19 protein-coding genes and 1 pseudogene are annotated in these 25,301 nt (G+C 63.6%); 14 read left to right on the top strand and 6 right to left on the bottom strand.

Features of this window, described 5'->3' with window-relative positions; genetic code table 11:
- Positions 1 to 5 precede the first annotated feature (5 nt).
- The 5 genes from OKW37_RS24400 to OKW37_RS24420 are packed head-to-tail and all read left to right on the top strand — an operon-like array spanning position 6 to position 9,322.
- Entirely contained in the window at positions 6 to 3,161 is a 3,156-nt protein-coding gene (locus tag OKW37_RS24400; protein WP_429404071.1) for an efflux RND transporter permease subunit, read from the top strand.
- A complete protein-coding gene (locus OKW37_RS24405) occupies positions 3,158 to 6,472 on the top strand; it encodes an efflux RND transporter permease subunit (RefSeq protein WP_429404073.1) in 3,315 nt (1,104 codons plus the stop codon). The genes OKW37_RS24400 and OKW37_RS24405 overlap by 4 nt, the downstream gene beginning before the upstream one ends.
- Entirely contained in the window at positions 6,469 to 8,103 is a 1,635-nt protein-coding gene (locus OKW37_RS24410) for an efflux transporter outer membrane subunit (protein WP_429404075.1), read from the top strand. The genes OKW37_RS24405 and OKW37_RS24410 overlap by 4 nt, the downstream gene beginning before the upstream one ends.
- Positions 8,104 to 8,112: 9 nt before the next feature.
- On the top strand, positions 8,113 to 8,739 hold the full coding sequence (locus OKW37_RS24415) for a chromate transporter (RefSeq protein WP_090807716.1): 627 nt from the start codon (positions 8,113 to 8,115) through the stop codon (positions 8,737 to 8,739).
- Positions 8,740 to 8,785: 46 nt separating this feature from the next.
- Positions 8,786 to 9,322 carry a chromate transporter gene (locus OKW37_RS24420; protein WP_090807714.1) on the top strand — a complete coding sequence of 179 codons (537 nt, stop codon included), beginning with the start codon at positions 8,786 to 8,788 and terminating at the stop codon, positions 9,320 to 9,322.
- A 20-nt stretch (positions 9,323 to 9,342) separates the two neighbouring features.
- Here OKW37_RS24420 and OKW37_RS24425 read toward each other — a convergent pair whose 3' ends face one another.
- Entirely contained in the window at positions 9,343 to 10,758 is a 1,416-nt protein-coding gene (locus OKW37_RS24425; RefSeq protein WP_429509961.1) for a PQQ-dependent sugar dehydrogenase, read from the bottom strand.
- Between the two features lie 404 nt (positions 10,759 to 11,162).
- Here OKW37_RS24425 and OKW37_RS24430 point away from each other — a divergent pair, with 404 nt between their 5' ends.
- The 7 genes from OKW37_RS24430 (at position 11,163) to OKW37_RS24460 (ending at position 19,500) form a co-directional block, all read left to right on the top strand.
- Positions 11,163 to 12,560: a PLP-dependent aminotransferase family protein gene (locus OKW37_RS24430; protein WP_429404079.1), complete on the top strand. Its 1,398-nt coding sequence runs from the start codon at positions 11,163 to 11,165 to the stop codon at positions 12,558 to 12,560.
- A gap of 184 nt (positions 12,561 to 12,744) precedes the next feature.
- Positions 12,745 to 13,776 carry a hydroxyectoine utilization dehydratase EutB gene (gene eutB / locus OKW37_RS24435; RefSeq protein WP_429404081.1) on the top strand — a complete coding sequence of 344 codons (1,032 nt, stop codon included), beginning with the start codon at positions 12,745 to 12,747 and terminating at the stop codon, positions 13,774 to 13,776.
- The gene (locus OKW37_RS24440; protein ID WP_429404083.1) at positions 13,773 to 14,777 is read left to right on the top strand and encodes a cyclodeaminase; all 1,005 of its coding nucleotides are present in this window, start codon (positions 13,773 to 13,775) and stop codon (positions 14,775 to 14,777) included. Before eutB ends, OKW37_RS24440 begins: the two co-directional genes overlap by 4 nt.
- Positions 14,778 to 14,830: 53 nt before the next feature.
- Positions 14,831 to 15,877: a N(2)-acetyl-L-2,4-diaminobutanoate deacetylase DoeB gene (gene doeB, locus OKW37_RS24445; RefSeq protein WP_429404085.1), complete on the top strand. Its 1,047-nt coding sequence runs from the start codon at positions 14,831 to 14,833 to the stop codon at positions 15,875 to 15,877.
- Complete coding sequence (locus OKW37_RS24450) at positions 15,877 to 16,368, top strand: Lrp/AsnC family transcriptional regulator (RefSeq protein ID WP_184061523.1); 492 nt, start codon at positions 15,877 to 15,879, stop codon at positions 16,366 to 16,368. The genes doeB and OKW37_RS24450 overlap by 1 nt, the downstream gene beginning before the upstream one ends.
- A 166-nt stretch (positions 16,369 to 16,534) precedes the next feature.
- Positions 16,535 to 18,058 carry an NAD-dependent succinate-semialdehyde dehydrogenase gene (locus tag OKW37_RS24455; protein WP_429404087.1) on the top strand — a complete coding sequence of 508 codons (1,524 nt, stop codon included), beginning with the start codon at positions 16,535 to 16,537 and terminating at the stop codon, positions 18,056 to 18,058.
- Positions 18,059 to 18,102: 44 nt separating this feature from the next.
- Positions 18,103 to 19,500 (top strand): aspartate aminotransferase family protein, encoded by a 1,398-nt coding sequence (locus OKW37_RS24460; protein ID WP_184061525.1) that lies wholly within the window; start codon positions 18,103 to 18,105, stop codon positions 19,498 to 19,500.
- 60 nt (positions 19,501 to 19,560) lie between these two features.
- Here the strand turns inward: OKW37_RS24460 and OKW37_RS24465 are convergent.
- The 5 genes and pseudogenes from OKW37_RS24465 to doeA form a co-directional block, all read right to left on the bottom strand.
- Positions 19,561 to 19,780 (bottom strand): annotated as a pseudogene (locus OKW37_RS24465) (hypothetical protein).
- Entirely contained in the window at positions 19,781 to 20,026 is a 246-nt protein-coding gene (locus OKW37_RS24470) for a hypothetical protein (protein ID WP_184040027.1), read from the bottom strand.
- On the bottom strand, positions 20,026 to 20,547 hold the full coding sequence (locus tag OKW37_RS24475; RefSeq protein WP_429404089.1) for a hypothetical protein: 522 nt from the start codon (positions 20,545 to 20,547) through the stop codon (positions 20,026 to 20,028). The genes OKW37_RS24470 and OKW37_RS24475 overlap by 1 nt, the downstream gene beginning before the upstream one ends.
- A 184-nt stretch (positions 20,548 to 20,731) precedes the next feature.
- Positions 20,732 to 21,823, bottom strand: coding sequence for an alcohol dehydrogenase family protein (locus tag OKW37_RS24480; RefSeq protein ID WP_429404091.1), 1,092 nt, complete (start codon positions 21,821 to 21,823; stop codon positions 20,732 to 20,734).
- Positions 21,824 to 21,888: 65 nt separating this feature from the next.
- A complete protein-coding gene (doeA, locus tag OKW37_RS24485; RefSeq protein WP_184061528.1) occupies positions 21,889 to 23,109 on the bottom strand; it encodes an ectoine hydrolase DoeA in 1,221 nt (406 codons plus the stop codon).
- 288 nt (positions 23,110 to 23,397) lie between these two features.
- On the opposite strand from doeA, the gene ehuA reads away from it, so the two are divergent.
- Both ehuA and ehuB read left to right on the top strand, forming a co-directional pair.
- Positions 23,398 to 24,303 carry an ectoine/hydroxyectoine ABC transporter ATP-binding protein EhuA gene (gene ehuA, locus OKW37_RS24490; protein ID WP_429404409.1) on the top strand — a complete coding sequence of 302 codons (906 nt, stop codon included), beginning with the start codon at positions 23,398 to 23,400 and terminating at the stop codon, positions 24,301 to 24,303.
- An 83-nt stretch (positions 24,304 to 24,386) separates the two neighbouring features.
- The gene (gene ehuB / locus OKW37_RS24495; RefSeq protein WP_184061529.1) at positions 24,387 to 25,229 is read left to right on the top strand and encodes an ectoine/hydroxyectoine ABC transporter substrate-binding protein EhuB; all 843 of its coding nucleotides are present in this window, start codon (positions 24,387 to 24,389) and stop codon (positions 25,227 to 25,229) included.
- The last annotated feature ends 72 nt before the right edge of the window (positions 25,230 to 25,301 follow it).

A 25,301-nucleotide genomic window follows, 5' to 3' on the forward strand; every position in this document is an offset into this window, starting at 1 on the left:
CGCCGATGAACATTTCCCGCCTGTTCATTCTTCGCCCGGTCGCGACGCTGCTGCTGATGATCGCGCTCGTGCTCGTCGGTCTGATCGCGATGCGCGTGCTGCCGGTGTCGTCGCTGCCGAACGTCGACTATCCGACGATTCAGGTGCAGACCTTTTATCCGGGCGCGAGCCCGACGGTGATGGCGACCACCGTGACCGCGCCGCTCGAGGTGCAGCTCGGCGAGATTCCGGGCCTGCAGCAGATGACCTCGTACAGTTCGGACGGGGCGTCGGTGATCACGCTGCAGTTCGATCTGTCGCTGAACCTCGACATCGCCGAGCAGAACGTGCAGCAGGCGATCAACGCGGCGAACAGCTATCTGCCGTCTGGCTTGCCGGCGCCGCCGACCTACGCAAAGGTCAATCCCGCCGACCAGCCCATTCTGACGCTCGCGGTCACCTCGAAGTCGATGTCGCTGACGCAACTGGAGGACGTCGCGAACAACCGCCTCGGCACGAAGATCTCGGAAGTAGCGGGCGTCGGCGTCGTGACGACGAGCGGCGGCAACGTGCCCGCGATCCGCGTCGAAGCCGACCCGCACAAGCTCGCCGCCTACGGTCTGAACATCGACGATCTGCGCACGCTGCTCAGCTATGTGAACGTGAGCCAGCCGAAGGGCAATTTCGACGGCCCCGATCTCGACTACACGATCAACGGCAATGATCAGATCACCGATCCGAAGGACTACCTCGACACCGTAATCGCCTACCAGAACGGCTCGCCCGTATTCATGCGCGACGTCGCGCGCGTGAGCCAGGCCGCCCAGGACGTCGAGCGCGGCGCCTGGTACAACGGCTCGCCCGCGATCGTGCTGAACGTGCAGCGCCAGCCGGGCGCGAACGTGATCCAGACGGTCAACCAGATCATGAAGGAGCTGCCGCAGCTCGAATCGACGCTGCCGGCCGGCATGAAAGTGACCGTGGTGTCGGACAGCACCGGCGTGATCCGCGCGTCGGTCGCGGACGCCGCGTTCGAACTGATTCTCGCGATCGTGCTGGTGGTCGCGGTGATCTTCGTGTTCCTGCGCAACGTGCCCGCCACGCTGATTCCGAGCATCTCGGTGCCGGTCTCGCTGATCGGCACGCTCGCGATGATGTACCAGCTCAACTACTCGATCGACAACCTGTCGCTGATGGCGTTGATCATCGCGACCGGCTTCGTGGTCGACGACTCGATCGTGATGATCGAGAACATCGTGCGCTATCTGGAAGAGGGCATGTCGCCGCTCGAAGCCGCCCTCGAAGGCGCGGGGCAGATCGGCTTCACGATTCTGTCGCTGACTATTTCGCTGATCGCGGTGCTGATTCCGCTGTTGTTCATGGGCGGCGTGATCGGGCGGCTGTTCAGCGAGTTCGCGGTGACGCTCGCGGTCACGATCGTGATTTCGGCGGTCGTGTCGCTGACGGTGGTGCCGATGCTGTGCGCGCGGATGCTGCGCGCGCAGGCCGAGCGCCATCCGAGCCGCTTCGAGCGCATCAGCGAGGGCCTGTTCGACAAGACGCTCGCCGCCTACGAGCGCGGCCTGCGCTGGGTGCTCGACCATCAGACGCTGACGCTGATGGTCGCGATCGCCACCGTGGTGCTGACCGGCATCCTGTATGTGGTGATTCCGAAGGGACTGTTTCCGGTGCAGGACGTCGGCGTGATCCAGGGCATCAGCGTCGCCGACAACTCGGTGTCGTACGCGGCGATGGTGCAGCGCCAGAGCGCGCTCGCCGAGGCGGTCCTGAAGTACCCGGACGTGGTCTCGCTGACGTCGTACGTGGGCATCGACGGCACTAATGCGACGCTGAACAACGGTCGCTTCCTGATCAATCTGCGCGAGCGCGACCAGCGCTCGGACACCGCCCAGGAAATCGCGCGCCGGCTCGCGCAGGAAGTCGCGCACGTGCCCGGCGTGAAGCTGTTCATGCAGCCCGCGCAGGACCTGACGCTCGACACGACCGTGTCGCCGAACCAGTACAGCTTCGTGTTGCGCGGACCGAGCCAGCAGGCGTTCCAGAAGTACGTGCCGGAACTCGTCGCGCGCCTGAAGCAGATTCCGTCGCTGTCGGACGTGCAGAGCGATCTCAACAGCGACGGCCTCAGCGTGAACGTCGAAGTGAACCGGCAACTGGCCGCGCGCTTCGGCATCACGCCCGCGACGATCGACAACGCGTTGTACGACGCGCTCGGCCAGCGCATCGTATCGACGATCTTCGAGCAGTCGGCCCAGTACCGCGTGATTCTGGTCGCGAAGCCGGAAACGATGCCGACCGTGCAGTCGATCGGCAATCTGTATCTGCCGAGCCAGACCAGCAGCACGGGTCAGGTGCCGCTTTCCGGCATCGCGAAGATCCAGATCGCGAAGGCGCCGCTCGTGATCAGCCATCTCGCGCAGTTTCCGTCGGTGACGGTGTCGTTCAATCTCACGAAGGGCGCATCGTTGAGCACCGCGGTCAAGGAGATTCACCAGGCCGAGCAGTCGATCGAGCTGCCGCCGTCGATCACGTCGTCGCTGCAAGGCGCGACCGCGGCGTTCGAGGATTCGCTCTCCAGCGAGGTCTATCTGCTGATCGCGGCGCTCGTTGCCGTGTATATCGTGCTCGGCGTGCTGTACGAGAGCTTCATCCATCCGGTCACGATCCTGTCGACACTGCCGTCGGCCGGTATCGGCGCGCTGCTCTCGCTGATGCTCGCGGGTATGGATCTCGACGTGATCGGCATCATCGGCATCGTGCTCTTGATCGGCATCGTCAAGAAGAACGCGATCATGATGGTCGACTTCGCGCTCGATGCCGAACGCAATCATGGCAAGGCGCCGCGCGATGCGATCTTCGAGGCGTCGCTGCTGCGTTTCCGGCCGATCCTGATGACGACGTTCGCCGCGATGCTCGGCGCACTGCCGATGCTGCTCGGCACCGGCACCGGTTCGGAACTGCGCCGGCCGCTCGGTCTCGCGATCATCGGCGGCCTGACGCTGAGCCAGGTGCTGACGCTGTTCACGACGCCGGTGATCTATCTGTTCTTCGACCGTATGGCCACGCGCGTGAACCGCTGGCGCGCCGAGCGCGCTAAGCGCAACGGCGGCGGCGAGCCGGGCGGGCGTCCGCCGGAAGGCGGCGCGGAGGGCACGCGGTGAACATCCCGGCGATCTTCATCCGACGGCCGGTCGCGACGACGCTGCTCGCGATCGCGATCCTGATCTCCGGCACGCTCGCGTATTTCCGCATGCCGGTCGCGCCGCTGCCGAACATCGCGTTTCCGGTGATCGTCGTGCAGGCCAACATGGCCGGCGCGAGCCCGAATATCATGGCGTCGACGGTGGCCGAGCCGCTCGAGCGGCGGCTCGCAACCATCGCCGACGTCGCGGAGCTGACCTCGATCAGCTATGTCGGCTCGTCGTTGATCATCGTCGAGTTCGGCCTGAAGCGCGACATCAACGGCGCCGCGCGCGACGTCGAGGCTGCGATCCAGGCCGCGCGCGCCGATCTGCCCACCACGCTGCGCAGCAATCCGAGCTACCGCCAGTACAACCCCGCCGAGGCGCCGATCATGGTGCTGTCGCTGACCTCGGACACGCTGACCAAAGCGCAGCTCTACGACTCCGCCGATTCAGTGATCCAGCAGCAGCTGTCGCAGGTGCAGGGCGTCGGCCAGATCACGCTCGGCGGCGGCGCGTTGCCGAGCGTGCGCGTCGAGTTGCAGCCGGGCAAGCTCAATAGCTACGGGATCGGCATGGAAGACGTGCGCGCGGCGATCAGTGCGGCCAATGCCGACAGCGCGAAGGGGCATATCGACGTCGGCGATCAGCGCTACGTGGTCACCTCGAACGATCAGATCACGCACGCGGCGCCGTATCGCGATCTGGTGGTCGCGTATCGCGACGGCGCGCCGGTGCAGTTGCGCGACGTCGCCCAGGTGCGCGACTCGAACGAAAACATCCGCAACGCGGGGCTCTTCAACGGCAAGTCGGCGATTCTCGTGATCGTCTATCCGATGCCGGGCAGCAACGTGGTCAGCACCGTGCAGCAGATACGCAACGTGCTGCCGGCGATCGAAGCGACGTTGCCGAGCAACGTGCACGTCGATGTCGCGATCGATCGCTCGCAGTCGGTCACCTCGTCGGTCAGCGATACCGAGCGCACGCTGTTCATCGCGGTGCTGCTGGTGGTCGGCGTCGTGTTCATCTTCCTGCAGTCGCCGCGCGCGACGCTGGTGCCGGCGGTCGCGTTGCCGCTGTCGATCGTCGGGACCTTCGGGCCGATGTATCTGCTCGGCTATAGCATCGACAATCTGTCGCTGATGGCGCTGACCATCGGCACCGGCTTCGTCGTCGACGACGCGGTCGTCGTGCTCGAAAACGTCGTGCGATACATCGAGCAGGGGTTGAGTCCGAAAGAGGCCGCGCTGAAGGGTGCGGGCGAAGTCGGCTTCACGGTGATCTCGATGAGCCTGTCGCTGATCGCGGTGTTTCTGCCGATCATCCTGTTTCCGGGCATCGTCGGACTGATGTTCCATGAGTTCGCGATCACGCTGTCGATCGCGATCCTGATTTCGCTGGTGATCTCGTTGACGGTCACGCCCGCGATGTGCGCGTACGTGCTGAGCCGCGACAACGCCGGTCATTCGAAAGCGCGTTGGGCGCGCTGGATCGAGCGGCAGTTCGATCGCTTCAAGGGCGTCTACGCACGCACGCTCACGGCCGTGCTCGATCATTCGCTGCTGGTGATCCTGCTGCTGTTCGCGCTGCTGGTCGGCAACGTGTTCATGCTGAAGCTGGTGCCGGCCACCTTCTTCCCCGAGCAGGACACCGGCATCGTGATCGGGCAGATCATCGCCGACCAGAGCATTTCGTTCACGGCGATGCAGAAGAAGCTCGCGCAGTTGCAGTCGATCGTGCAAAGGGATCCGGCGGTGCAGTCCGTCGCGGGCTTTACCGGCGGGCGCGCGCTCAATACCGCCAATGTGTTCATCGAGCTGAAGCCGCTGTCGCAGCGGCACGCAACGGCCACCCAGGTCGTCAACCGGCTGCGGCCGAAGCTCGACGAAGTGTCGGGCGCGCGGCTCTTTCTGCAGGCGCAGCAGGATTTGCGCATCGGCGGGCGGCAATCGGCGGCCGAGTACCAGTACACGCTGACGAGCGACGATTCCGCCGCGCTGTTTGCGTGGACGCCGAAGCTCGTCGCCGCGTTGTCGAAGGAGCGCGGGCGGCTGCTCGACGTGAACTCCGACTTGCAGCAGAACGGCCTGCAGAGCTACCTGACGATCAATCGCGCGACCGCCGCGCGCTACGGCTTTGCGCCGAATCAGATCGACAACGTGCTGTACGACGCGTTCGGCCAGCGCACCGTGTCGACGATCTACAACCCGCTGAACCAGTACTTCGTCGTGATGGAGGTCGCGCCTGAGTACTGGCAGTATCCAGAGACGCTGAAGCGGATCTATCTGAGCACGTCCGCCGGCAATCCGACCGGCACGGCCGCGACACAGATGCCGCACGGCACGGTATCGGCAACGACTACCGCGACCACGACCGGCACGTCGTCGAACACGAACTCGCGCAACTCGGACGCGCAGTCGAACGCGACCAACAACAGCATCGCCAACAGCAAGGGCGGCAGTTCGACCGGTAGCGCGGACAGCACGGCCGCCGAAACGATGGTGCCGCTGTCGGTGCTGACCTCGTATAGGAACAGCCATACGTCGACGCAGGTGAACCACCAGAGCGGGCTCGTCGCCGCGACGATCTCGTTCAACCTGCCGGCCGGCGGGTCGCTGAGCCAGGCGGGCGCGGCGATCAACGAAACGATCCGCGAGATCGGCATGCCCGCGAGCATCCACGGCTCGTTCGCAGGCGCGGCGGCGGCCTATTCGCAGTCGATGGGCGTGGTGCCGCTGCTGATTCTCGCGGCGCTCGGCGTCGTCTACATCGTGCTCGGCGTGCTGTACGAGAGCTCGATCCACCCGCTGACGATTCTGTCGACGCTGCCATCCGCGGGCATCGGCGCGACGCTCGCGCTGCTGATCTTCGGCACGCCGTTTTCGGTGATCGCGATGATCGGCATCATCCTGCTGATCGGTATCGTCAAGAAGAACGGCATCATGATGGTCGACGTCGCGATCCAGTTGCAGCGCCAGCAACAGATGCCCGCGCGCGACGCAATCCACGGGGCCGCGCTGATCCGGCTGCGGCCGATCATGATGACGACATTCGCGGCCGTGCTCGGCGCGGTGCCGCTCGCGGTCGGCATGGGCCAGGGCGGCTCGCTGCGCCAGCCGCTCGGTATCACGGTGATGGGCGGGCTGATCCTGAGCCAGATGTTTACGCTCTATACCACGCCGGTGATTTATCTGTATCTCGACCGTCTGCGTGCACGGCTGGTCAGATGGTCCGCGGGGCTGCGCTGGAACCGCGACGCGAAGCCGGGACAAGCGGATACGAAGGCATGACGATGAAGATTTCGACTGAACGAATGACAGGATCTCGCGCCGGGTTGCCGAGCATCGCGACGCTCGCCGTCGCGATGCTGGCGCTGTTCAACGCCGGCTGCATGGTCGGCCCGGACTATCACCGGCCGCAGGTCAGCGTGCCCGCCACGTACTCGGAACTGCCGGGCTGGACCCAGGCCGAGCCGAACGCGACCGGCCCGAAGGGCACATGGTGGAGCGCGTTCAACGATCCGTTGATCGACGAACTCGAACCGCTCGTCGCGGTGTCGAACCAGACCGTGCGCGTGGACTACGCGAACTACCAGCAAGCGCTCGCCGAAGTGCGCGCCGCGCACGCGGCCCTGTTTCCGACCATCGGCGCTACCGGTTCGGCGACGCGCGAACGCGCGAGCAGCGGTTCGGTCAGTGCATCGGGAAGCTTCGTCAACGGTACGGCGACGCGCATCGTCAATTCGGGCTCGCTGGAAGGCAACGTGAGCTGGGCGCCGGACCTGTGGGGCCAGGTGCGCCGCACCGTCGAGGAAAACGCCGCGAGCGCGCAGTCGAGCGAAGCGACGCTCGCGAATGCGACGCTCTCCGAGCAGGTCGCGCTCGCGACCGCGATCATCGAGCTGCGCACCAGCGACGCGAACATCGACCTGCTGCAGCAAACGGTCGTCGCGTATCAGCACTATCTCGACGTCGTCACCGAGCAGGATCGCGCGGGCACGATTGCGCCGAGCGACGTGATCACCGCGCGCAGCCAGTTGAATACCGCGAAGTCCGATCTGATCGCGCTCGGCGTCGCGCGCGCGCAGAACGCGCATGCGATCGCGGTGCTGGTCGGCAAGAACCCGGAAGAGCTGTCGATCACGCATAGCACCGCGATGCCGGCGCTGCCGTCGGCGCCGGTCGGCGTGCCGTCGACGCTGCTCGAACGCCGCCCCGACATCGCCGCCGCCGAGCGCAAGATGGCCGCGCAGAATGCCGCGATCGGCGTCGAGGTGGCCGCGTATTACCCGGACATCTCGCTGTCGGCCGTGGCCGGATTCACGCAGTCGCCGCTGTCCGGTCTGCTGAAGGCCGCGAACTACGTGTGGTCGCTCGGCGGCAGCGCGACCGAGACGCTGTTCGACGGCGGCCTGCGCAGCGCGGATGTCGACGCGGCGAAGGCGGCCTACGACGCGGCCGTTGCCAACTATCGCGGCACGGTGCTGGGCGCGTTCCAGAACGTCGAGGACGACCTGTCCGGCCTGCGCATTCTCGCCGAGCAGGCGCTCGTGCTCGAAACGGCGGTGCGCGACGCGGACCGTGGCGCGGAGATCGCGTTCAACGAATACCAGGCGGGCACCGTCGATTACACGACGGTCGCGATTGCGCAAGCGACGCAATTGACGACGCGGCAGACCGCGCTGAACGTGCAGGAATCGCGCTTGCTACACGCGGCGTCGTTGTTTGGCGATCTGGGCGGCGGGTGGTCGACCGATGAGCTGCATGATCCGCGGCATCCGGCGGCGGCTTCTTCGGCTGCCTCGGCACCTTCTTCGGCTTCCTCGCCTTCGGCTGCGTCTGCTTCATCGGCTACGTCATCGGCGACGTCTGCGGCTATCGTGCCGGGCGCGCGGCAAGTGCGGCACGATCAAAACGACTAAGGACGAGCATTGGCCAAAGGCATCCACGGGCAAGACGTCAGCGACCCGGTATCGACACCCGAAGACGACGCGCCACACCACGCACCACCGCCGCGCGAAGTGACCTCGCTCGGCCTCTTTCTGATCTTCGCCCGCATCGGTCTGACGAGTTTCGGCGGCGGACTGAGCGGCTGGTTCATGCGCGAGTTCGTGCACGACCGCCACTGGATGAGCGAAGACGAATTTCTCAACGGCCTCGCGTTGTCGCAGGCGCTGCCCGGTGTCAACGTGAAGAATCTGGCGATCTGGATCGGCTACCGGCTGCTCGGCTGGCGCGGCGCTGTTGCGGGATTCTGCGGCATCATCTTTCCGGCGGCCGTCGTGATCATTCTGCTCGGCGCGTTCTTCTCGGCGATCGCATCGTTTCCGCTCACGCATATCGCGCTCGCTGGCGCCGCGGCCGGCGCGATCGGGCTGTCGCTGTCGATGGCGATCACCGCCGCACGCCGGCTGCCGCGCCGCGTGTTTCCGTATCTGGTGCTGCTCGCGACGTTCGCGGCCGCCGCGGTGTTTCGCGTGTCGCTGGTGTGGACCGTGCTGATCGCCGGCGCGTTGAGCGTCGGCTATGAATACGTGCGCGAGGCGCGCCAGCCCTGATCGGCTTTTATCGCCGCTAGTCAAACTCCACACAAAAGCTTCTGCCGTGCTCAGAATTCTTATCGCCCTGTTTTCGGTGTTCGCGCCGCTGTCGATCGTCACCGTCGGTGGCGGGCAAGGGATCATCCCCGAATTGCAGCGCCAGGTCGTCGACGTGCATCACTGGATGACCCATGCGCAATTTCTCAGCGACTTCGCGATCGCGCGGCTCGCGCCCGGTCCTGGCTCGCTGCTCGCGACGCTGATTGGCTATCAGGTCGGCGGACTCGGTGGCGCGCTCGTCGCGACCGTCGCGCTATTTGGGCCGACTGCGTTTCTGATGTATGGCGTCGTGCACGTATGGAACCGGCACGAAGGCGCGCGCTGGCTGAATGCGTTGCAGGCCGGGTTGCGGCCAGTGGCTGCCGGGTTGATTCTCGCGGCCGTCTATGTGCTGCTCAAGGAGCTCGAAGGCGGGTGGATTGCGTGGCTCACCGCGGCCATCGCGACCGTGCTCGTGATGACGACGCGTATCAATGCGTTGGTGCTGATCGCGGGCGGCGCGGTTGTGTTTGTGGTGGCGCATTTTGCGGGGTTGCTGTAGCGCGCCACCGGAACTTCTTCCTAGTTGTGTGTAATTCGCCTGATCGTACTGGTCACGAGATCCACGTAGAACAGGTCGCCATTCTGGCCCGCCTTCAGATCCACCGGTCCTCCCTGCAGACCCCTTGCGAAAGTCTGGGGCACATTGTTCGGAGGTTGCATGGTCCAGATGCATTGCCGCAGAAGATCACCAAAGTACAGTGCGTTTTTGAATTGAGCAGGGTAGGTTGTGCTCGTATCGTCGGTAAACCCGATCGCAGAGATGACACTGCCGTTCTGGTCCGGCCCTCCGCCGTTCCGCTTGCCGCCGCAGGTTCTTCCACGACTGTCATCGGGTGAAATGTAGCTCGTGTGAGCGTACGCATAAAACGGCGCCGTGGCACCCGCGAACTTTCCGCAGTAGCCCGTGTTTTGATAGTCGGGCTCGGGAGCCGCAGCGAAGTTGGCGCCAGGGCTCCATCCTTCGTAGCACGGCCAGCCGAAGTCTTGGCCGTCGACAGTGACATGATCGATTGCCTCCCAACTGTTCCAGCCCACATTGCCGATATACAGCTCGTCCGTACTACCAGGCAGGCGGGCGAACCGGAACGGATTGCGTAAGCCTTGCGCAACCAGGGCAACGCTTTGAGTTGTCGAACCCGGGTTCGTGATCCGGAGAACAGCGCCGTCGCTATAGGGAGACACGCCTTGACTGCGAAACGCGCCCTGCGGCAGATTCGTGCCATCGCCGCACGCAGTATCCAACTGTCCGTAGTCCACCTGATCGAAGCTCGCGCCGTCGCCAGCGCTAACGTACAGCGTTCTGTTGTCAACTCCGAAGACTAGTCCGCCAATACTGTGAGACGTGTAGAAAAAACACCACGTTTGATTGCCTGACCGTGCGGGAGGGAGGATCTTCGTTTCGGTCGTGCCCGCTCCCGCCGTTGTCAGCAGCGAAAGCTGGCCGTGAGTCAGAACGTTTCCGCTACAGGCGCCTGTAGCTGGAGGCGTCGTGTAAAGCACGTAAATTTTGCCGTCGTTCCGAGGATCGACCGCAATCCCGAGAAGTCCCCGGTCGACATCGTTGCAGACTTCATTGCTAAGGTCGGTGATCAACGTACAGGTAGGCGTCGCCAGGTCGCAATTCCAAACCCTGCCGCCTTTTTCGGCGATGAAGACCCTGGTCTGGCTTGCGTTGAAACTGATTGCCGTCGGCTGATTGAGACAACCGCTGTATAAAATCCGCTCTGTAAATCCCTTTGGAAGCACCGGCTGCGGCCTGGTCGTGGAGACGGGCTGACATATGACCGATTGCCCAATGGCGACGGAGGTCGGTACACCAGGGTTGCTGGGAGGATTGGCGTCCGCCGGATCGGCGAAACATGCCAACCCCAGCAGCGCTGCCAGTATGACGATCACGCGGGTCTGAGTTGCCCGCCAGAAAACACGGGGCGACACCTTATCCTCCTGTTCGCGAGTTGAATACAAAAACACCAGCAGACGTACGACCGGTGTATTGACCGCTGTATGTGCATCGCGATTCGCGAATTGTGAATGGTTGAATGATAGGACTCACACCCGCGAATGGTCGCCAATTCTCTGCCGCCGCACGCCACCTCGCGCAAGCCGCATAACGTCCATTCACGCGTTTTCCATGTTGAACTGGCGACGCTGGAATAGGTGGCCTCGTTCAACCGTCATCCTTGGATGGCGCCGCTTGGCGAGATCCTGCCCCACATTTTTTCGCGTTAAATGCCCTAGGACATTAATTTCCTCCCCCGTTTCTGCCGCACTATGGGAGATCAGGCGAGACGACGCCGACTCCTCACGGCGCCAGCATCCACCACAACATAGGAGCAGCGGTGATCGAGCAGTGGCGCGAGGCCGTGCGCGCGGTGCACGGCGTGGAATCGAAATACAAGCGGCTGGTCAAGGCGATTGCCGGCGACATCGAGAACACGTCGCTGCCGCCGGGCGCGCGCCTGCCGCCGCAACGCGACGTCGCCGCCGAACTCGCGATCAGCGTGCAGACCGTGACCAACGCGTACAAGGAACTGGAGCGGCAAGGCCTGATCCGCTGCGAGGTCGGGCGCGGGAGCTTCGTCGCGGCGCGCGTCACCGAAACGATGTCGAGCTACATGCTCGATACGGCCGAGCGTTCGGTGGTCGACTTTTCGATCGCGCGCATCATTCACACGTCCGAGCATGACGCGATGTGGCGCAAGGTCTGCGCGACGCTGTCGACGCTCGACGATCAGCCGTGGATTCGCGCGTTCCGGCCGATCGCGGGCTTCGAGCATCATCGCCAGGCGGGTATTGCATGGCTCGCGTCGCTCGGCATGCCGGCTTCGGCCGATACGCTGCTCGTCACGAACGGCGCCGCCCACGGCATTTTTCTCGCGCTCGCTTCGCTGGTGGGGCCGGGCGACACCGTGCTGTGCGAAAGCCTGACGGATCACGGCGTGATAGGTTCGGCCAACGTGCTCGGCTTCACGCTGAAGGGCCTCGAGATCGACGAGTACGGCATTCACCCCGAGCATTTCGAGGAGATGTGCGACAGCGAGCGCATCTCGGCGCTCGTCTGCACACCGACGCTGAACAATCCGACCGTCGCGTTGATGCCCGATTCACGGCGTCGCGCGATTGCGAAAATCGCCGAACGCTATGGCGTATACGTGATCGAGGACGACGTGTACGGGCCGTTGCCGGCCAAACATTCCACGCCCATTTCGAGCCTGATTCCGGATCTTGCGTTCTACTGCACGAGTTTTACGAAGTCGGTGATGGCCGGCTTGCGCATCGGTTATATGACGACGCCGCGCCGGCTCGCGCTGCGCGCCGAGAGCGTGCTGCGCGTGAGCAGTTGGATGGCGACGCCGCCGATGGCCGAGGTCGCCACGCGCTGGGTTGTCGACGGCACGGCCGCGCGGCTCGTCGAAATTCAGCGCGAGCGGCTCGGGCGGCGTCAGTCGCAATTGCAGCAGACGCTCGGTAAATATGTGCTGGGCGCGCATCCGCAGGCGCTATCGGCGTGGCTGCGGGTGCCCGATCACTGGCGCACCGATCGGCTGGTGCGCGAACTGCGCAACCGCGACATCGCAGTCACGTCGCCCGATCCGTTTCTCGTGCGCGACGCCGACCGGCCCAACGCGGTGCGGGTTTGCGTCGGCGCCGAGGTCAGCGAAGACGCCTATAAAGCCGCGCTCGAAACGATGCGCGACGTGTTCGAGCAGTATCCGCAGGTGCACGATTTCACCTGATCGCGCCGGTGCGCGAATTGTGTAACGCGCTGACCGAAATGAACTAGGACAATAAAAATCCTTTTTTAGAACACTAGACTGGGCTGCATGGAAAGCGATGCGGTCGCGAGTCACTGCGTTTATCTGCGATAGCCGTGCCCGCATCGAATAGCGAATCGACCTCTTTTGATGCAGGGCCTGGTGCATGTCCGTTCCATCGTTAGCAAATCTTTCGTTAGCCGACATTTACCGCGCGCGCAGCCGTATCGACGCTCGCGTATGCCGTACGCCGCTCGTCGAATCGCCGAGCCTGTCGGCGCACGCGGGCACGCCGGTTTATCTGAAGCTCGAAACCGTGCAGCCGACCGGCAGCTTCAAGCTGCGCGGCGCGACCAATGCGCTCGCGCAGTTGGCCGAGCAGGGCTGCACTCGCGTGGTGACCGCATCGACCGGTAATCATGGCCGCGCGCTCGCGCATGCGGCGCGCGCGCTCGGTATGGACGCGACCGTGTGTCTGTCGCGCCTCGTGCCCGCCAACAAGGTCGACGCGGTACGGGCGCTCGGCGCGCACGTGCGCATTACCGGCCAAAGTCAGGACGAGGCCGAGCACGAAGCATTGCGGCTCGCGCGCGAAGAAGGCTATGCGTACGTGCCGCCATTCGACGATCTGCGCGTGATCGCCGGACAGGGCACGATCGGGCTCGAAATCGTCGAGGCCTTGCCCGATGTCGCGAACATCGTCGTGCCGTTGTCGGGCGGCGGGCTGTTTGCCGGCATCGCGCTTGTGGCGAAAAGCACCAATCCCACGATTGGCTTGACAGGCGTCACGATGGCGCGCGGTGCCGCGATGCATGCGAGTCTCGCCGCCGGTCAGCCGGTGCTGGTCGAGGAAGTCGACACGCTCGCCGATTCGCTCGGCGGCGGCATCGGACTCGAAAACCGCTATACGTATGCGCTGACGCGCGATCTGATCGACGAGACCGTGCTGCTCGACGAGGCGTCGATTGCGCGCGGCATCGCGCATGCGTATCGGCAGGAACGGCTCGTTGTCGAAGGCGCGGCGGCGGTGGGGATTGCCGCGGTGCTCGATCACGCGCTGCCCACTGAACGCATCGCGCGCGGGCCGCTCGTGCTCGTCGTGACGGGCGCGAACATCGATATGAATCTGCATCGGCGGATCATCGGCAACGAAACCTCCCAAGCCGCGCCGTCACCGAACTCACACACCCCATCATGACCTCGATCACGCTCCTTGGCGAAGCCGAGCTTCGCAAACTCGTGCCGCTCGATATCGCGGCCATCGATCAGATCGAAGCCGCCTTTGTCGCGCTCGCGACCGAGGCGGTCGCGATGCCGCCGATCCTGCGGCTCGATCTGCCCGCGCATAACGGCGAAGTCGACGTGAAGACCGCGTGGCTGCCGCGCCTCGACAGCTTCGCGATCAAGGTCAGTCCAGGTTTCTTCGACAACCCGTCGCTCGGTCTGCCGAGCCTGAATGGTCTGATGCTGGTGTTGTCGGCGAAGACCGGGCTGACCGAAGCGGTGTTGCTCGACAACGGCTATCTGACCGCGATACGCACGGCGGCCGCCGGCGCGGTCGCGGCGCGCTGGCTCGCGAAAGCGCACACGCCGCAGGTCGCAGTGATCGGCGCGGGCGAGCAGGCGCGTCTGCAACTGCGGGCCTTGATGCTGGTGCGCCGCGTCGAACACATACGCGTCTGGGCGCGCGACGCGGCGAGCGCGCTGCGTTTCTCCGCGGAAGTGAACGACACGCTCGGCGTGCGATGTGATGTCGCGGCCAGCGTTCATGACGCGCTCGCCGAAGCGGACGTCGCGATGACCACCACGCCGAGCCGCACGCCGCTGATCGACGCCGCCGATCTGCATCCGGGCCTGCACATCACCGCGATGGGCTCGGACGCCGAGCACAAGAACGAAATCGCGCCGGCCGCGCTGGCGGCGGCGCGCTACGTGTGCGACCGCGCGCAGCAAACGCGCGTGCTCGGCGAACTGCATCACGCGCTCGCCGCGGGCACGATGCGTGACGATGCGGCGATCGTCGAATTGGGCCAGGTGATCGCGAAACAGGCCGCGGGCCGCACGAGCGACGCCGACGTGACGATCTGCGATCTGACCGGAACCGGCGCGCAGGACACCGCTATCGCCGCGCTCGCATTGCAGCGCGCGCGTGCCGCGAAGGCGGGAACGACATTTGGCAACGACGCGCCGCCTAAATGACGCGCGATGAACGGCAATACGCCGCGCAAGCGGCTCACGAAGGAGTAGCACAGATGCGGGCATCCCCGATTCAACCGACGGTCGATTTCAACGCCGACGGCGAACAGCATGGTTTCCTGAAGCTGCCGCATTCGCACGACGTCTCCGCATGGGGCGCGGAGATGATCCCCATCACCGTGATCCGCAACGGCGAGGGACCGACCGCGCTGCTAACGGGCGGCAATCACGGTGACGAATACGAAGGGCCGATTGCGCTGTCGAAGCTCGCCGCCACGTTGAAGGCGAGTGACGTACGCGGGCGCGTGATCATCGTGCCGTTCATGAATTTTCCGGCGTTTCGCGCGGGCACGCGCACGTCGCCGATCGATCACGGCAATCTGAATCGCAGCTTTCCGGGCAAGCCGGACGGCACCGTGACCGAGAAGATCGCCGATTATTTTCAGCGCTATCTGCTGCCGCTCGCCGACTATGTGCTCGATCTGCACGCGGGTGGCCGCACGCTCGACTTCGTGCCGTTCGCCGCGATTCACGTGCTGCCCGACACGACGCAGCAGGCGCGCTGCGAGGCAGCGATGCGCGCATTCGGCGCGCCGTACTCGATGCGGATGCTCGAACTCGATAGCGTCGGCCTTTACGACACGGCCGTCGAGGAAGCGGGCAAGGTGTTCGTGTCGACCGAACTCGGGGGTGGTGGCACGGCGACCGTGCACAGCGTGGCGATTACGGAGCGTGGCGTGCGCGGCTTTCTGCAGCATGCGGGAATCATCAGGCAAGACGAAGCAATGGGTCACTCAAGGGCGAGCGCGCCGCGCACGACGACGCTGCTCGATATGCCCGACGGCACCTGCTACACGACGAGCGAGCACGACGGCCTGCTCGAACTGTGCAAGGACCTCGGCGACATGGTCGACGGCGGCGAGGTGATCGCGCGGATCTACGACGCGAAGCGCACCGGCGCCGCGCCGATCGAATATCGCGCGCGACGCGGCGGCATGCTGGCCGCGCGGCATTTTCCGGGGCTCGTGCGGATTGGCGACACGGTTGCGGTGGTCGCCGACGTGCTCGAACGAGGCATACCGGTAACGCGTCTGAACGCGTGATGAAATTCGACCGCTACGATCTCGCGATTTTGCGCATTCTCGCGCGCGATGGACGCATCACGAAGTCGCGCCTCGCCGAAGAAATCAATCTGTCGATTTCGCCGGCATGGGAGCGCGTGAAGCGCCTCGAAGAAGAGGGCGTGATTCGCGCGTATCGCGCGGATATCGATTGGGTGCGCGCGTTCAAAGGCAGCCGCGTGGTGGTCGAGGTCACGCTCGCGCGTCATACCGCGCCGGACATGCGGCGCTTCGAGGAGCGCATCGCGGCCGCGCCCGAAGTCGTGCAATGCCTCGCGACGGGTGGCGGTGTCGACTATGTGATGCAGGTGCTGTCGCGCGATATCGACCACTATCAGCGCTTCATCGATACGTTGCTGACCGACGAATTGGGCATCGAAAAGTACTTCACCTATATCGTCACGAAGGTGGTGAAAAGCGGGGCCGAAGGCTTGCCCGAATGGGCGGAACAATCGATTGGCGAGAACGGCTGAGTGGCGCGCTACTTGCGGTCGACGTACGACGAAAAGCCCCACCCGAAAAAACGATAACCATGCGGCGAATTGCAGAAAAAACGTAGTCTTCGAGAAGCGACAACAAAAAAAACCGCAGTGCCGCCGGACCTACAGTGATAGCAGACATCGCACAGAGGAGGTCGTCATGTTGCTGGGTCATCCGGTCTTATTCAAATCGCTGTGCTACGTGGATGGACGCTGGGTTCATAGCGCGAGCGCCGCGAGCGTCGCGGTGCAGAATCCCGCGAATCAGGAAGTGCTCGGCCATGTGCCGATGCTCGACGCGGCGCAGATCACCGCGGCGGTCGATGCCGCGCAGCGCGCGTTCGACACGTGGCGCTGGGTGCCGGTCGCCAAACGTTCGGCGCTGCTGTTGCGCTGGCATGAGCTGATTCTGCGTCATCAGCAGGATCTCGCCGCGATTCTGTCGCTCGAACAGGGCAAGCCGCTTGCTGAAGCGCGCGGCGAAATTGCGTATGGCGCGAGCTTCGTCGAATGGTTCGCGCATGAGGTGCGGCGCCTGAATGGGCGCACGATTCCGACGCATATCGATGGCGCTCATCTGGGCACGATCATCGAGCCGGTCGGCGTGGCCGCGCTGATCACGCCGTGGAATTTCCCGTGCGCGATGCTCACCCGCAAGGCCGCCGCCGCGCTCGCCGCCGGTTGCACGGTGGTTGCGAAGCCCGCACACGAGACGCCGTTCTCCGCGCTCGCGCTCGCGCAACTCGCCGAAGAAGCGGGCTTTCCGGCCGGCGTGTTCAACGTCGTGCTCGGCGAGCCGCAAATGGCGATGGAAACGCTGGTTTCAGATAGCCGCGTGCGCTCGGTCAGCTTCACCGGCTCGACGCGTGTCGGCGCGCTAGTGATGCAAACGGCCGCACGGGCAGGCATCAAGAAGACCGCGCTCGAACTGGGCGGCAACGCGCCTTTCATCGTGACCGAAGATGCGGACCTCGAACACGCCGTGCGCGTCGCGGTCGCGGCGAAGTTCCAGACCTCGGGCCAGGACTGCTGCGCGGCGAACCGGATCTTCGTCGCGCGTTCGTTGTATGAAGCGTTCGTCGCGCGATATAGCGATGCCGTGAAGGCGTTGAAAGTGGGCGGCGCATTCGACCCGAACGTGGACGTCGGCCCGCTGATGCACCAGGCCGCGTTCGACACGACCGTGCAGCGCGTCGCCGACGCGCGTGAGAAGGGTGCGCGCGTCACGGTAGGCGGCGCGGCGCACGAGCGCGGCGGCTGGTTCTTCGAGCCGACCGTGGTCGCCGATGCGGCGCCCGGCATGCGCATTTACGACGAAGAAAATTTCGCGCCGATCTCGGCGGTCACGCCGTTCGATTCGCTCGACGAAGTGGTCGAACGCGCGAACGACACCGAGTATGGACTTGCCGCCTACGTGTGCGCGAAAGATCTGAACACCGTGTTTCAACTGATCCGCCGACTCGACTTCGCGATGGTGTCCATCAACGGCGCGAAGTTCACCGGCGCACCGATTCCGTTCGGCGGCATCAAGTCGTCGGGGCTTGGACGCGAAGGCGGCGTCGAAGGCTTCGAGCCGTTCGTCGAGACACGTTATTTCTGCCTTGGCCAGCTTGGCTTGCCGGTCAGCGACAGCGCCCCCGCTCGTGCCCCTGCACATGCGATGGCGACGGACGCAACGGCCTGAACCTACCGATTCATTCATCCAGACATCACACGAAGGAGCGACCCATGACTCAATTCGATCAACTGCTGAGCGCCGATCGCGCGCACTTCATGCATCCGTCGACGCACGCGCACGATCACGCGAGCGGCGCGCTGCCGGGCCGGATCGTGACCGGCGCGAAAGGTATCCGCATCGAGGACCATCAAGGCAAGACTTTTATCGATGCATTTGCCGGCCTTTATTGCGTGAACATCGGCTACGGTCGCACCGAAGTGGCCGAAGCGATTTACGAGCAGGCTAAGAAGCTCGCGTATTACCACACGTATGTCGGCCATTCGACCGATACGATCATCGAGCTGTCGTCGCGCATCATCGACTGGTCGCCGCAAGGCATGAAGAAGGTGTACTACGGCATGTCCGGCTCGGACGCGAACGAAACGCAGATCAAGCTCGTCTGGTACTACAACAATGTGAAGGGCCGCCCGAACAAGAAGAAGATCATTTCGCGCGAGCGCGGCTATCACGGCTCGGGCATCGTCACCGGTAGTCTGACCGGTCTGCCGAGCTTCCACCAGTTCTTCGATCTGCCGATCGAACGCGTCAAGCATACCGTGTGTCCGCACTGGTATCGTCGCGCGCCGGCCGGTATGAATGAAACGCAGTTCGTCGCGTACTGCGTCGACGAACTCGAAAAACTGATCGCGCGCGAAGGCGCCGATACGATCGCGGCCTTCATCGGCGAACCGGTGATGGGCACGGGCGGCATCGTACCGCCGCCGGCCGGTTACTGGCCCGCGATCCAGCAGGTGCTGAAGAAGCACGACATCCTGTTGATCTGCGACGAAGTGGTGTGCGGTTTCGGCCGGCTCGGCTCGAAGATGGGTGCGCAGCACTACGGCATTCAACCCGATCTGATCACTGTCGCCAAGGGTTTGACGAGTGCTTACGCGCCGCTGTCCGGCGTGATCGTCAGCGAAGGCGTATGGGACGTGATCGATAAGGCATCGCAGGAATCGGGTGCGTTGGGGCATGGCTGGACCTATTCGGGCCATCCGATCTGCGCGGCGGCGGCGCTCGCCAACCTCGAGATTCTCGAACGCGAGAACCTCATGCAGAATGCGGCGCAAACCGGCGCTTATCTGCTGGAGCAATTGCATGCGGCGTTCGACTCGCATCCGCTCGTCGGCGAAGTGCGCGGCGTGGGCATGCTGGCCGCGCTGGAGTTCATGGCCGACAAGGATGTCCGCACGCCGTTCGATGCGGCGCTGAAGGTCGGGCCGCGTGTGTCGGCTGCCGCGATGCAGCGCGGACTGATCGCGCGGGCGATGCCGCACGGCGACATTCTCGGCTTCGCGCCGCCGCTGGTGACGTCGCGCGGCGACGTGGACGAGATCGTGAAGCTGACGCGCGAGGCGGTGGATGAGGTGGCGTCGCAGGTGTTTACGCCGGCTGCTTCGCTTTGATCAAGTGAGGTGAAAGAGAGCCCCGGCTGCTGCGATTCGGTTCATGGTCGGGGCTTTCATTTACTTCGTGCGGTAGTGCCGCCATAGCTTCATGATGGCTACATAGGCAAGCGCTGCCACGATCAATTCAATAGTCACCCACACCACGAAATATAGAATCCGAAGCACGCCACCATGCGAGCGCCTCGCTTTCCGTCCACGGATAGGGGTATAGGTGGACATAATGGATCGACAGAACGAAAAGGCCGAAAAATAGCGCGACCTGAGATCGCAAGAACAGCTACTTTGGCGCTGAAAGATTCAGTCGCGCGGCCAGATCCGGATGCGCTTCGCCTAGACATCGAAGTGCCAGCGCTCCAAGCTTGCGGGCCGATTCGTCATCCAACGGAGTTTCCGGTGCTTCAGGAATATCGAGGAACATCGCCCGATCCAGGGTTGATTGAATAGCACGACGCGACACGTTGCTCATTTTGAGCGTATTCGTGTCGTCGTCGTAGATAAAGACGACAGCAAGGTCTCGGACCATCAATAGCCTCTGCACTGGTTGTATGTTTCAAAAGCACGTTGCTCGCACGCAAAGCGAGTTCTCAAATCGCCGCCGTATGTTTTTGACAGCATCTTGCACGCGATCATATTGCGCTCATATTCCATCTCGCACTCGATCTCTTGCCGTTCGCTCACACCGCGTGCACCAAGGATCGTCACATCTCCGCCTGTCGAAGTGTCAGAATACTCGAACGGCTGGGCATTGCCCAGATTCTGCGGTATGGGCGGGCTGCTGCCATATTGCGAGCGTGCCATGCTAACGTCGTCCGCTTGTTGCGCGCGCCCGCGACAATCGCACGCCCATGCGTAACCCAGGGCTTTGGCCATTGCGTAACCGGTCGAATACGAGCGAAGCCGATCCTGCGGAAACCATTCGCCGGTTTCGACGTTCAGCGCCATTGCGGATGGCATTGGCGGAAAGTTTGAGTATACCGAATAGAGGATACGGCAAAGCAAGCACTCTTCCTTGCCACCGGTTCCTTCCTGTTTCTGTCGCTCCATTTGACCTCTTCTGATTTTCTAGAAAACACCCGACGAATTAATCATCCGAAGGAGTCACGGTCAACTGCTTTAATTTGAGATGGAGTCGTTTTGACAAACATTGACAATAATTGACACGCGCGAAAAAAAGCCCGCCTTGATGAGCGGGCTCGCATATTCCTATTGCAACGAGAGTTACCGAGACTTAATGCGCGGCTTCGCCGCCATAATGCCGATCCGGAATCACAACGATATTCCCCACAAAGCGCTTCTCCATGAACCGCGTCTGCGCATCATGAAACTTCGACAACGGATAAGTCGCCGCGAGAACCGGCCGGATCGTCCCGTTCTGAATATAGTCGAGCACGCGTTTGAACGCACCGCGCGTGCCCTGCGACGATCCATTCAACTGCAGCTGCTTCAGATACATCGTGCGCAGATCGAGCTGCACGACCGGCCCCGCGATCGCGCCCGCGGTCGTGTATCGTCCCTCAGGCCGCAACACGTTCAACAGCTTGCCGAACAGCGCCCCGCCGACAAGATCGGCGACTACATCGACGGCCCGCCCCTCGGTCATCCGTTCGACGTCCCCGACGAAATCGCTACTATCGCGCAGCATCGCGCCTTGCGCGCCGAGCGCTAGCACGGCCTCTTCCTTACCCTTGCTGACGACCGCATACGGAATCGCGCCGCGCGCGCGGCACAGCTGGATGATGGCCGAGCCGACGCCGCCGGACGCGCCGGTAATCAGCACCGTTTCGCCGTGCTTGACGGCCGCGCGTTCGATCATTTGCTCGCCGGTGTGATAAGCGCACCAGAACGTGGCAAGTTCGGCGTCGGAATAGCTGGAGTCGACCCGATGCGCGTTTTCCGCGGGCACGGCCGTGTATTCGGCGTAGCCGCCGTCGCGGCCGTGGCCGATGTAGTCGATGTCGGCGAGGCTGTCGTCGTCGCGGTTGTAGATCGACGCGTCGACGATCACGCGCTCGCCGATACGCGCGTCGCTGATGCCGCGACCCACCGCGACCACGCGTCCGACGATATCCGCGCCCTGAATGCGCGGAAACGTCAGCGTCGAGCGGCCGCGTCGCCACGTCGACACCGCTTGCGGATCGTCCTCGGTGCCGTAGGCGCCCTGGCGGACCCACACGTCGGTATTGTTGAGACCGCATGCGGTGACGTCGATCAGTACCTCGCCAGCCGCGCACGAGGGCACCGGCACGTCGTCGCGATAGACCAGTTTGTCGAGGCCACCGTGCGCGGTCAGCACGACGGCCTTCATCGTTTTCGGAAGCATGTTTCCCCTTTCGTTGAAACGGGCGTCGTGCTTCGCGAGTTCACGCGGGCACGACGCCCGCGCAATCACGGTTTGACGAACAGCTTACGTGGCGTCCTGCAAAAGGTCTCGACGCCGGTCCGCGTAATCAGAATGCTCTCGGTGATTTCGAGGCCCCAGTCGTCGAGCCACAGGCCCGGCATGAAGTGAAACGTCATGCCGGGTTCGAGGACGGTCTTGTCCCCAGGGCGCAGGCTCATCGTGCGCTCGCCCCAGTCCGGCGGATAGCTCGCGCCGATCGGATAGCCGCAGCGGCTGTTCTTCTCGATGCCGTATTTATGCAGCACCGCGAAAAACGCATTGGCGATGTCCTCGCAGGTATTGCCCGGTTTCGCCGCGGCGAGCCCTGCCTCAATCCCTTCGACCACCGCACGCTCGCCCTCGATGAAATGCTTCGGCGGCTTGCCGAGGTAGACGGTGCGCGACTGCGGGCAGTGATAACGCTTGAAGCAGCCGGCAATTTCGAAGAACGTGCCGGCGTCCTTCGCGAACGGCGTGTCGTCCCAGGTCAAATGCGGGGCGGCCGCGTCGGCGCCGGTCGGCAGCAGCGGCACGATCGCCGGATAGTCGCCGCCATAACCGTCGATGCCGGTAATGCCTGCCGAGTAGATCTCCGCGACGAGGTCGTTCTTGCGCATGCCCGGCTCGATTCGCTCGACGATGTGCGCGTGCATCTTCTCGACGATGCGCGCGGCCACGCGCATGTACTCGATCTCGCGCGCGGATTTGACCGCGCGTTGCCAGTTGACGAGGCCGGTTGCGTCCTGCCATTTCGAGTCCGGCAAATGCGCGACGAGCGAGCGATAAGCGGCGGCGCTGAAATAGTAGTTGTCCATTTCGACGCCGATCTTCGCGTTGGCCCAGCCGCGTGCGGCGATCACGTCGCGCGCGAGGTAGTCCATCGGATGACGCGCGGTGGATTGCACGTAATGATCCGGATAGCCGACGATCTGATCGTGCTGCATGAAGACGGTGCGCTTGGCACCGTTCGCGTCCTGACCGCGGCCGAACCAGACCGGCTCGCCATCCAGCGCGAGCAGCACGCACTGATGCACGTAAAACGACCAGCCGTCATAGCCGGTGAGCCAGGCCATATTGGTCGGGTCCGACACGATCAATAGTTCGATGCCGGCCGCCTGCATGGCCTTGCGCGTTTTCGCGAGACGCGCGGCGTATTCGTCGCGTTCGAACGGCAGGCGCACGACGGGCGCCGCGATTCGCGATTCGTGTTGCGTCGTATCTGACATCTTCCCCTCTCTCTGAGCGTGACGTCGTTGCGGAAAGTGGCGCCCGGTGCAAGTGAACGGGGCGTCCACGGGTATTTCTCGCCGCAGTCTAATGCCGCGAAAAAACGCCGCTGAATGTGCTAGTTCAATGTTCGTGACGTTGTCGACGGACGCTGGATGTTTGTTGCAGTGCACGCTGCGCCGCCCTTGTCCGCGCGTAAAAAGAATTGTTCTAGAGCAATCTGGATCGCAAATATGGCTGCGTATTCTGGTTCGCACTACATGTACGACGAACGGGATCGAATCGATATGAACACCGCGCGAGTCACCGATCTGTTGAGCGCTTCAGGCATCGCCCCGGCAAGTCTTTCCTCCGAGGAGCGCGCGGTCGCCTCCGCAAGCACACCGGCGCGCCGAGACGAAAGCCCGGTGAGCAAGCCGTTGATCCGGCTCGACCGGATCACGAAACGATATGGCGCGCTGACCGTGCTCGACGAACTGTCGCTCGACGTGATGCCCGGCGAGAAGCTCGCACTGATCGGTCCGTCGGGATCGGGCAAGACGACGATCCTGCGCATCCTGATGACGCTGGAAACGATCGATGGCGGCCATATCGAAGTGGACGGCGAACAGTTGTTCCATATGCCGCGCGGCGGCCAGATGGTGCCCGCGAACGAACGGCATCTGCAAAAGATGCGCGAGAAGATTGGCATGGTGTTTCAGCACTTCAATCTGTTTCCGCACAAGAGCGTGCTCGACAACGTGACGCTCGCGCCGATGCTGACGAAGGGCGAGAGCCGTGAGTCGGCGCAGAGGCGCGCGCTCGAACTGCTCGACATGGTCGGCATGGCCGATAAGGCGAAGAGCCGTCCGGCGCAACTGTCGGGCGGGCAGAAACAGCGCGTGGCGATCGCGCGGGCGCTCGCGCTCGCACCGCGGATCATGCTGTTCGACGAGGTGACGTCCGCGCTCGACCCTGAACTCGTCGAGGAAGTCCTGAACGTGATGCAGCGGCTCGCGCGTGAGACCGACATGACGATGCTGCTCGTCACGCACGAAATGGGCTTCGCGCACGACTTCGCCGACCGCGTGCTGTTCTTCGATCGCGGCAGGATCGTCGAGGAAGGCAAGCCCGAGGACATCTTCACGCATCCGACGCACGAGCGGACTCAGACGTTCCTGCGCAAGATCCTCGCCGCGGGACATCGAATCTGAGCAGAGCCGTAAGAGATTGCTTTTCCCACGCTGCACATCACTCACTACTACGCCATACCACTACGCCTTAGGAGCCAAAAATCATGAAGCTAAAGGGGATTCTGATTGCGGGAGGGTTGTCGCTGCTGACGCTCGCGAGCCTCGCACATGCCGCCGACGACAAGCTCACGCAGCTGCGCCAGCAAGGCTTCGCGCGGATCGCGATCGCGAACGAACCGCCTTTCACCGCAGTCGGCGCCGACGGCAAGGTGACGGGCGCGGCGCCTGATGTCGCGCGCGCGGTGTTCAAGAAGCTAGGCGTCAACGACGTCGTCGCGTCGGTCTCCGAGTATGGCGCGATGATTCCGGGCCTCGCGGCCGGGCGGCATGACGCGATAGCGGCGGGGCTGTTCATGACGCCGCAGCGTTGCGCGGCCGTCGCTTATTCGCAGCCGGTGTTATGCGCGGTCGAAGCGTTCGCGGTCAAGAAAGGCAACACGAAGAGCATCAAGACCTACGAGGAAATCGCGAAAGATCCGAAGGCGGTGCTCGGTGTGGAAGGCGGCACGACCGAACAGAAGCTCGCGACCGCCGCGAATATTCCGACCGACCGCGTGATCATCGTGCCGGACGGGCAAAGCGGTCTGAAGATGCTGCAGGACGGCCGCATCGACGTGTTTGCGTTGCCGCTGCTGTCGATCACCGATCTGCTCTCAAAGGCGAAAGACCCGAACCTCGAATCGATCGCGCCGGTGCAGAACACGCCGGTGCAATGCGACGGCGTCGCGTTCCGCAAGCAGGACACCGCGCTGCGCGATGCATTCGACGTCGAGCTGAAGAAGATGAAGGAGTCCGGCGAGTTCGCGAAGATCGTCGAGCCCTATGGCTTCTCGGCGAAGGCGGCAATGTCGACGAGCCGCGAGAAACTGTGCGCGGCGAAGAACTGAGTCCGCGATAAGACGCCATGCGCGCAACGCGATAGCGCGCATGGCCCATGACACATTGTGCGCGAGGTGCGT

Source organism: Paraburkholderia sp. MM5482-R2 (assembly GCF_050436125.1).
In the GTDB taxonomy this organism is placed as follows: domain Bacteria; phylum Pseudomonadota; class Gammaproteobacteria; order Burkholderiales; family Burkholderiaceae; genus Paraburkholderia; species Paraburkholderia tuberum.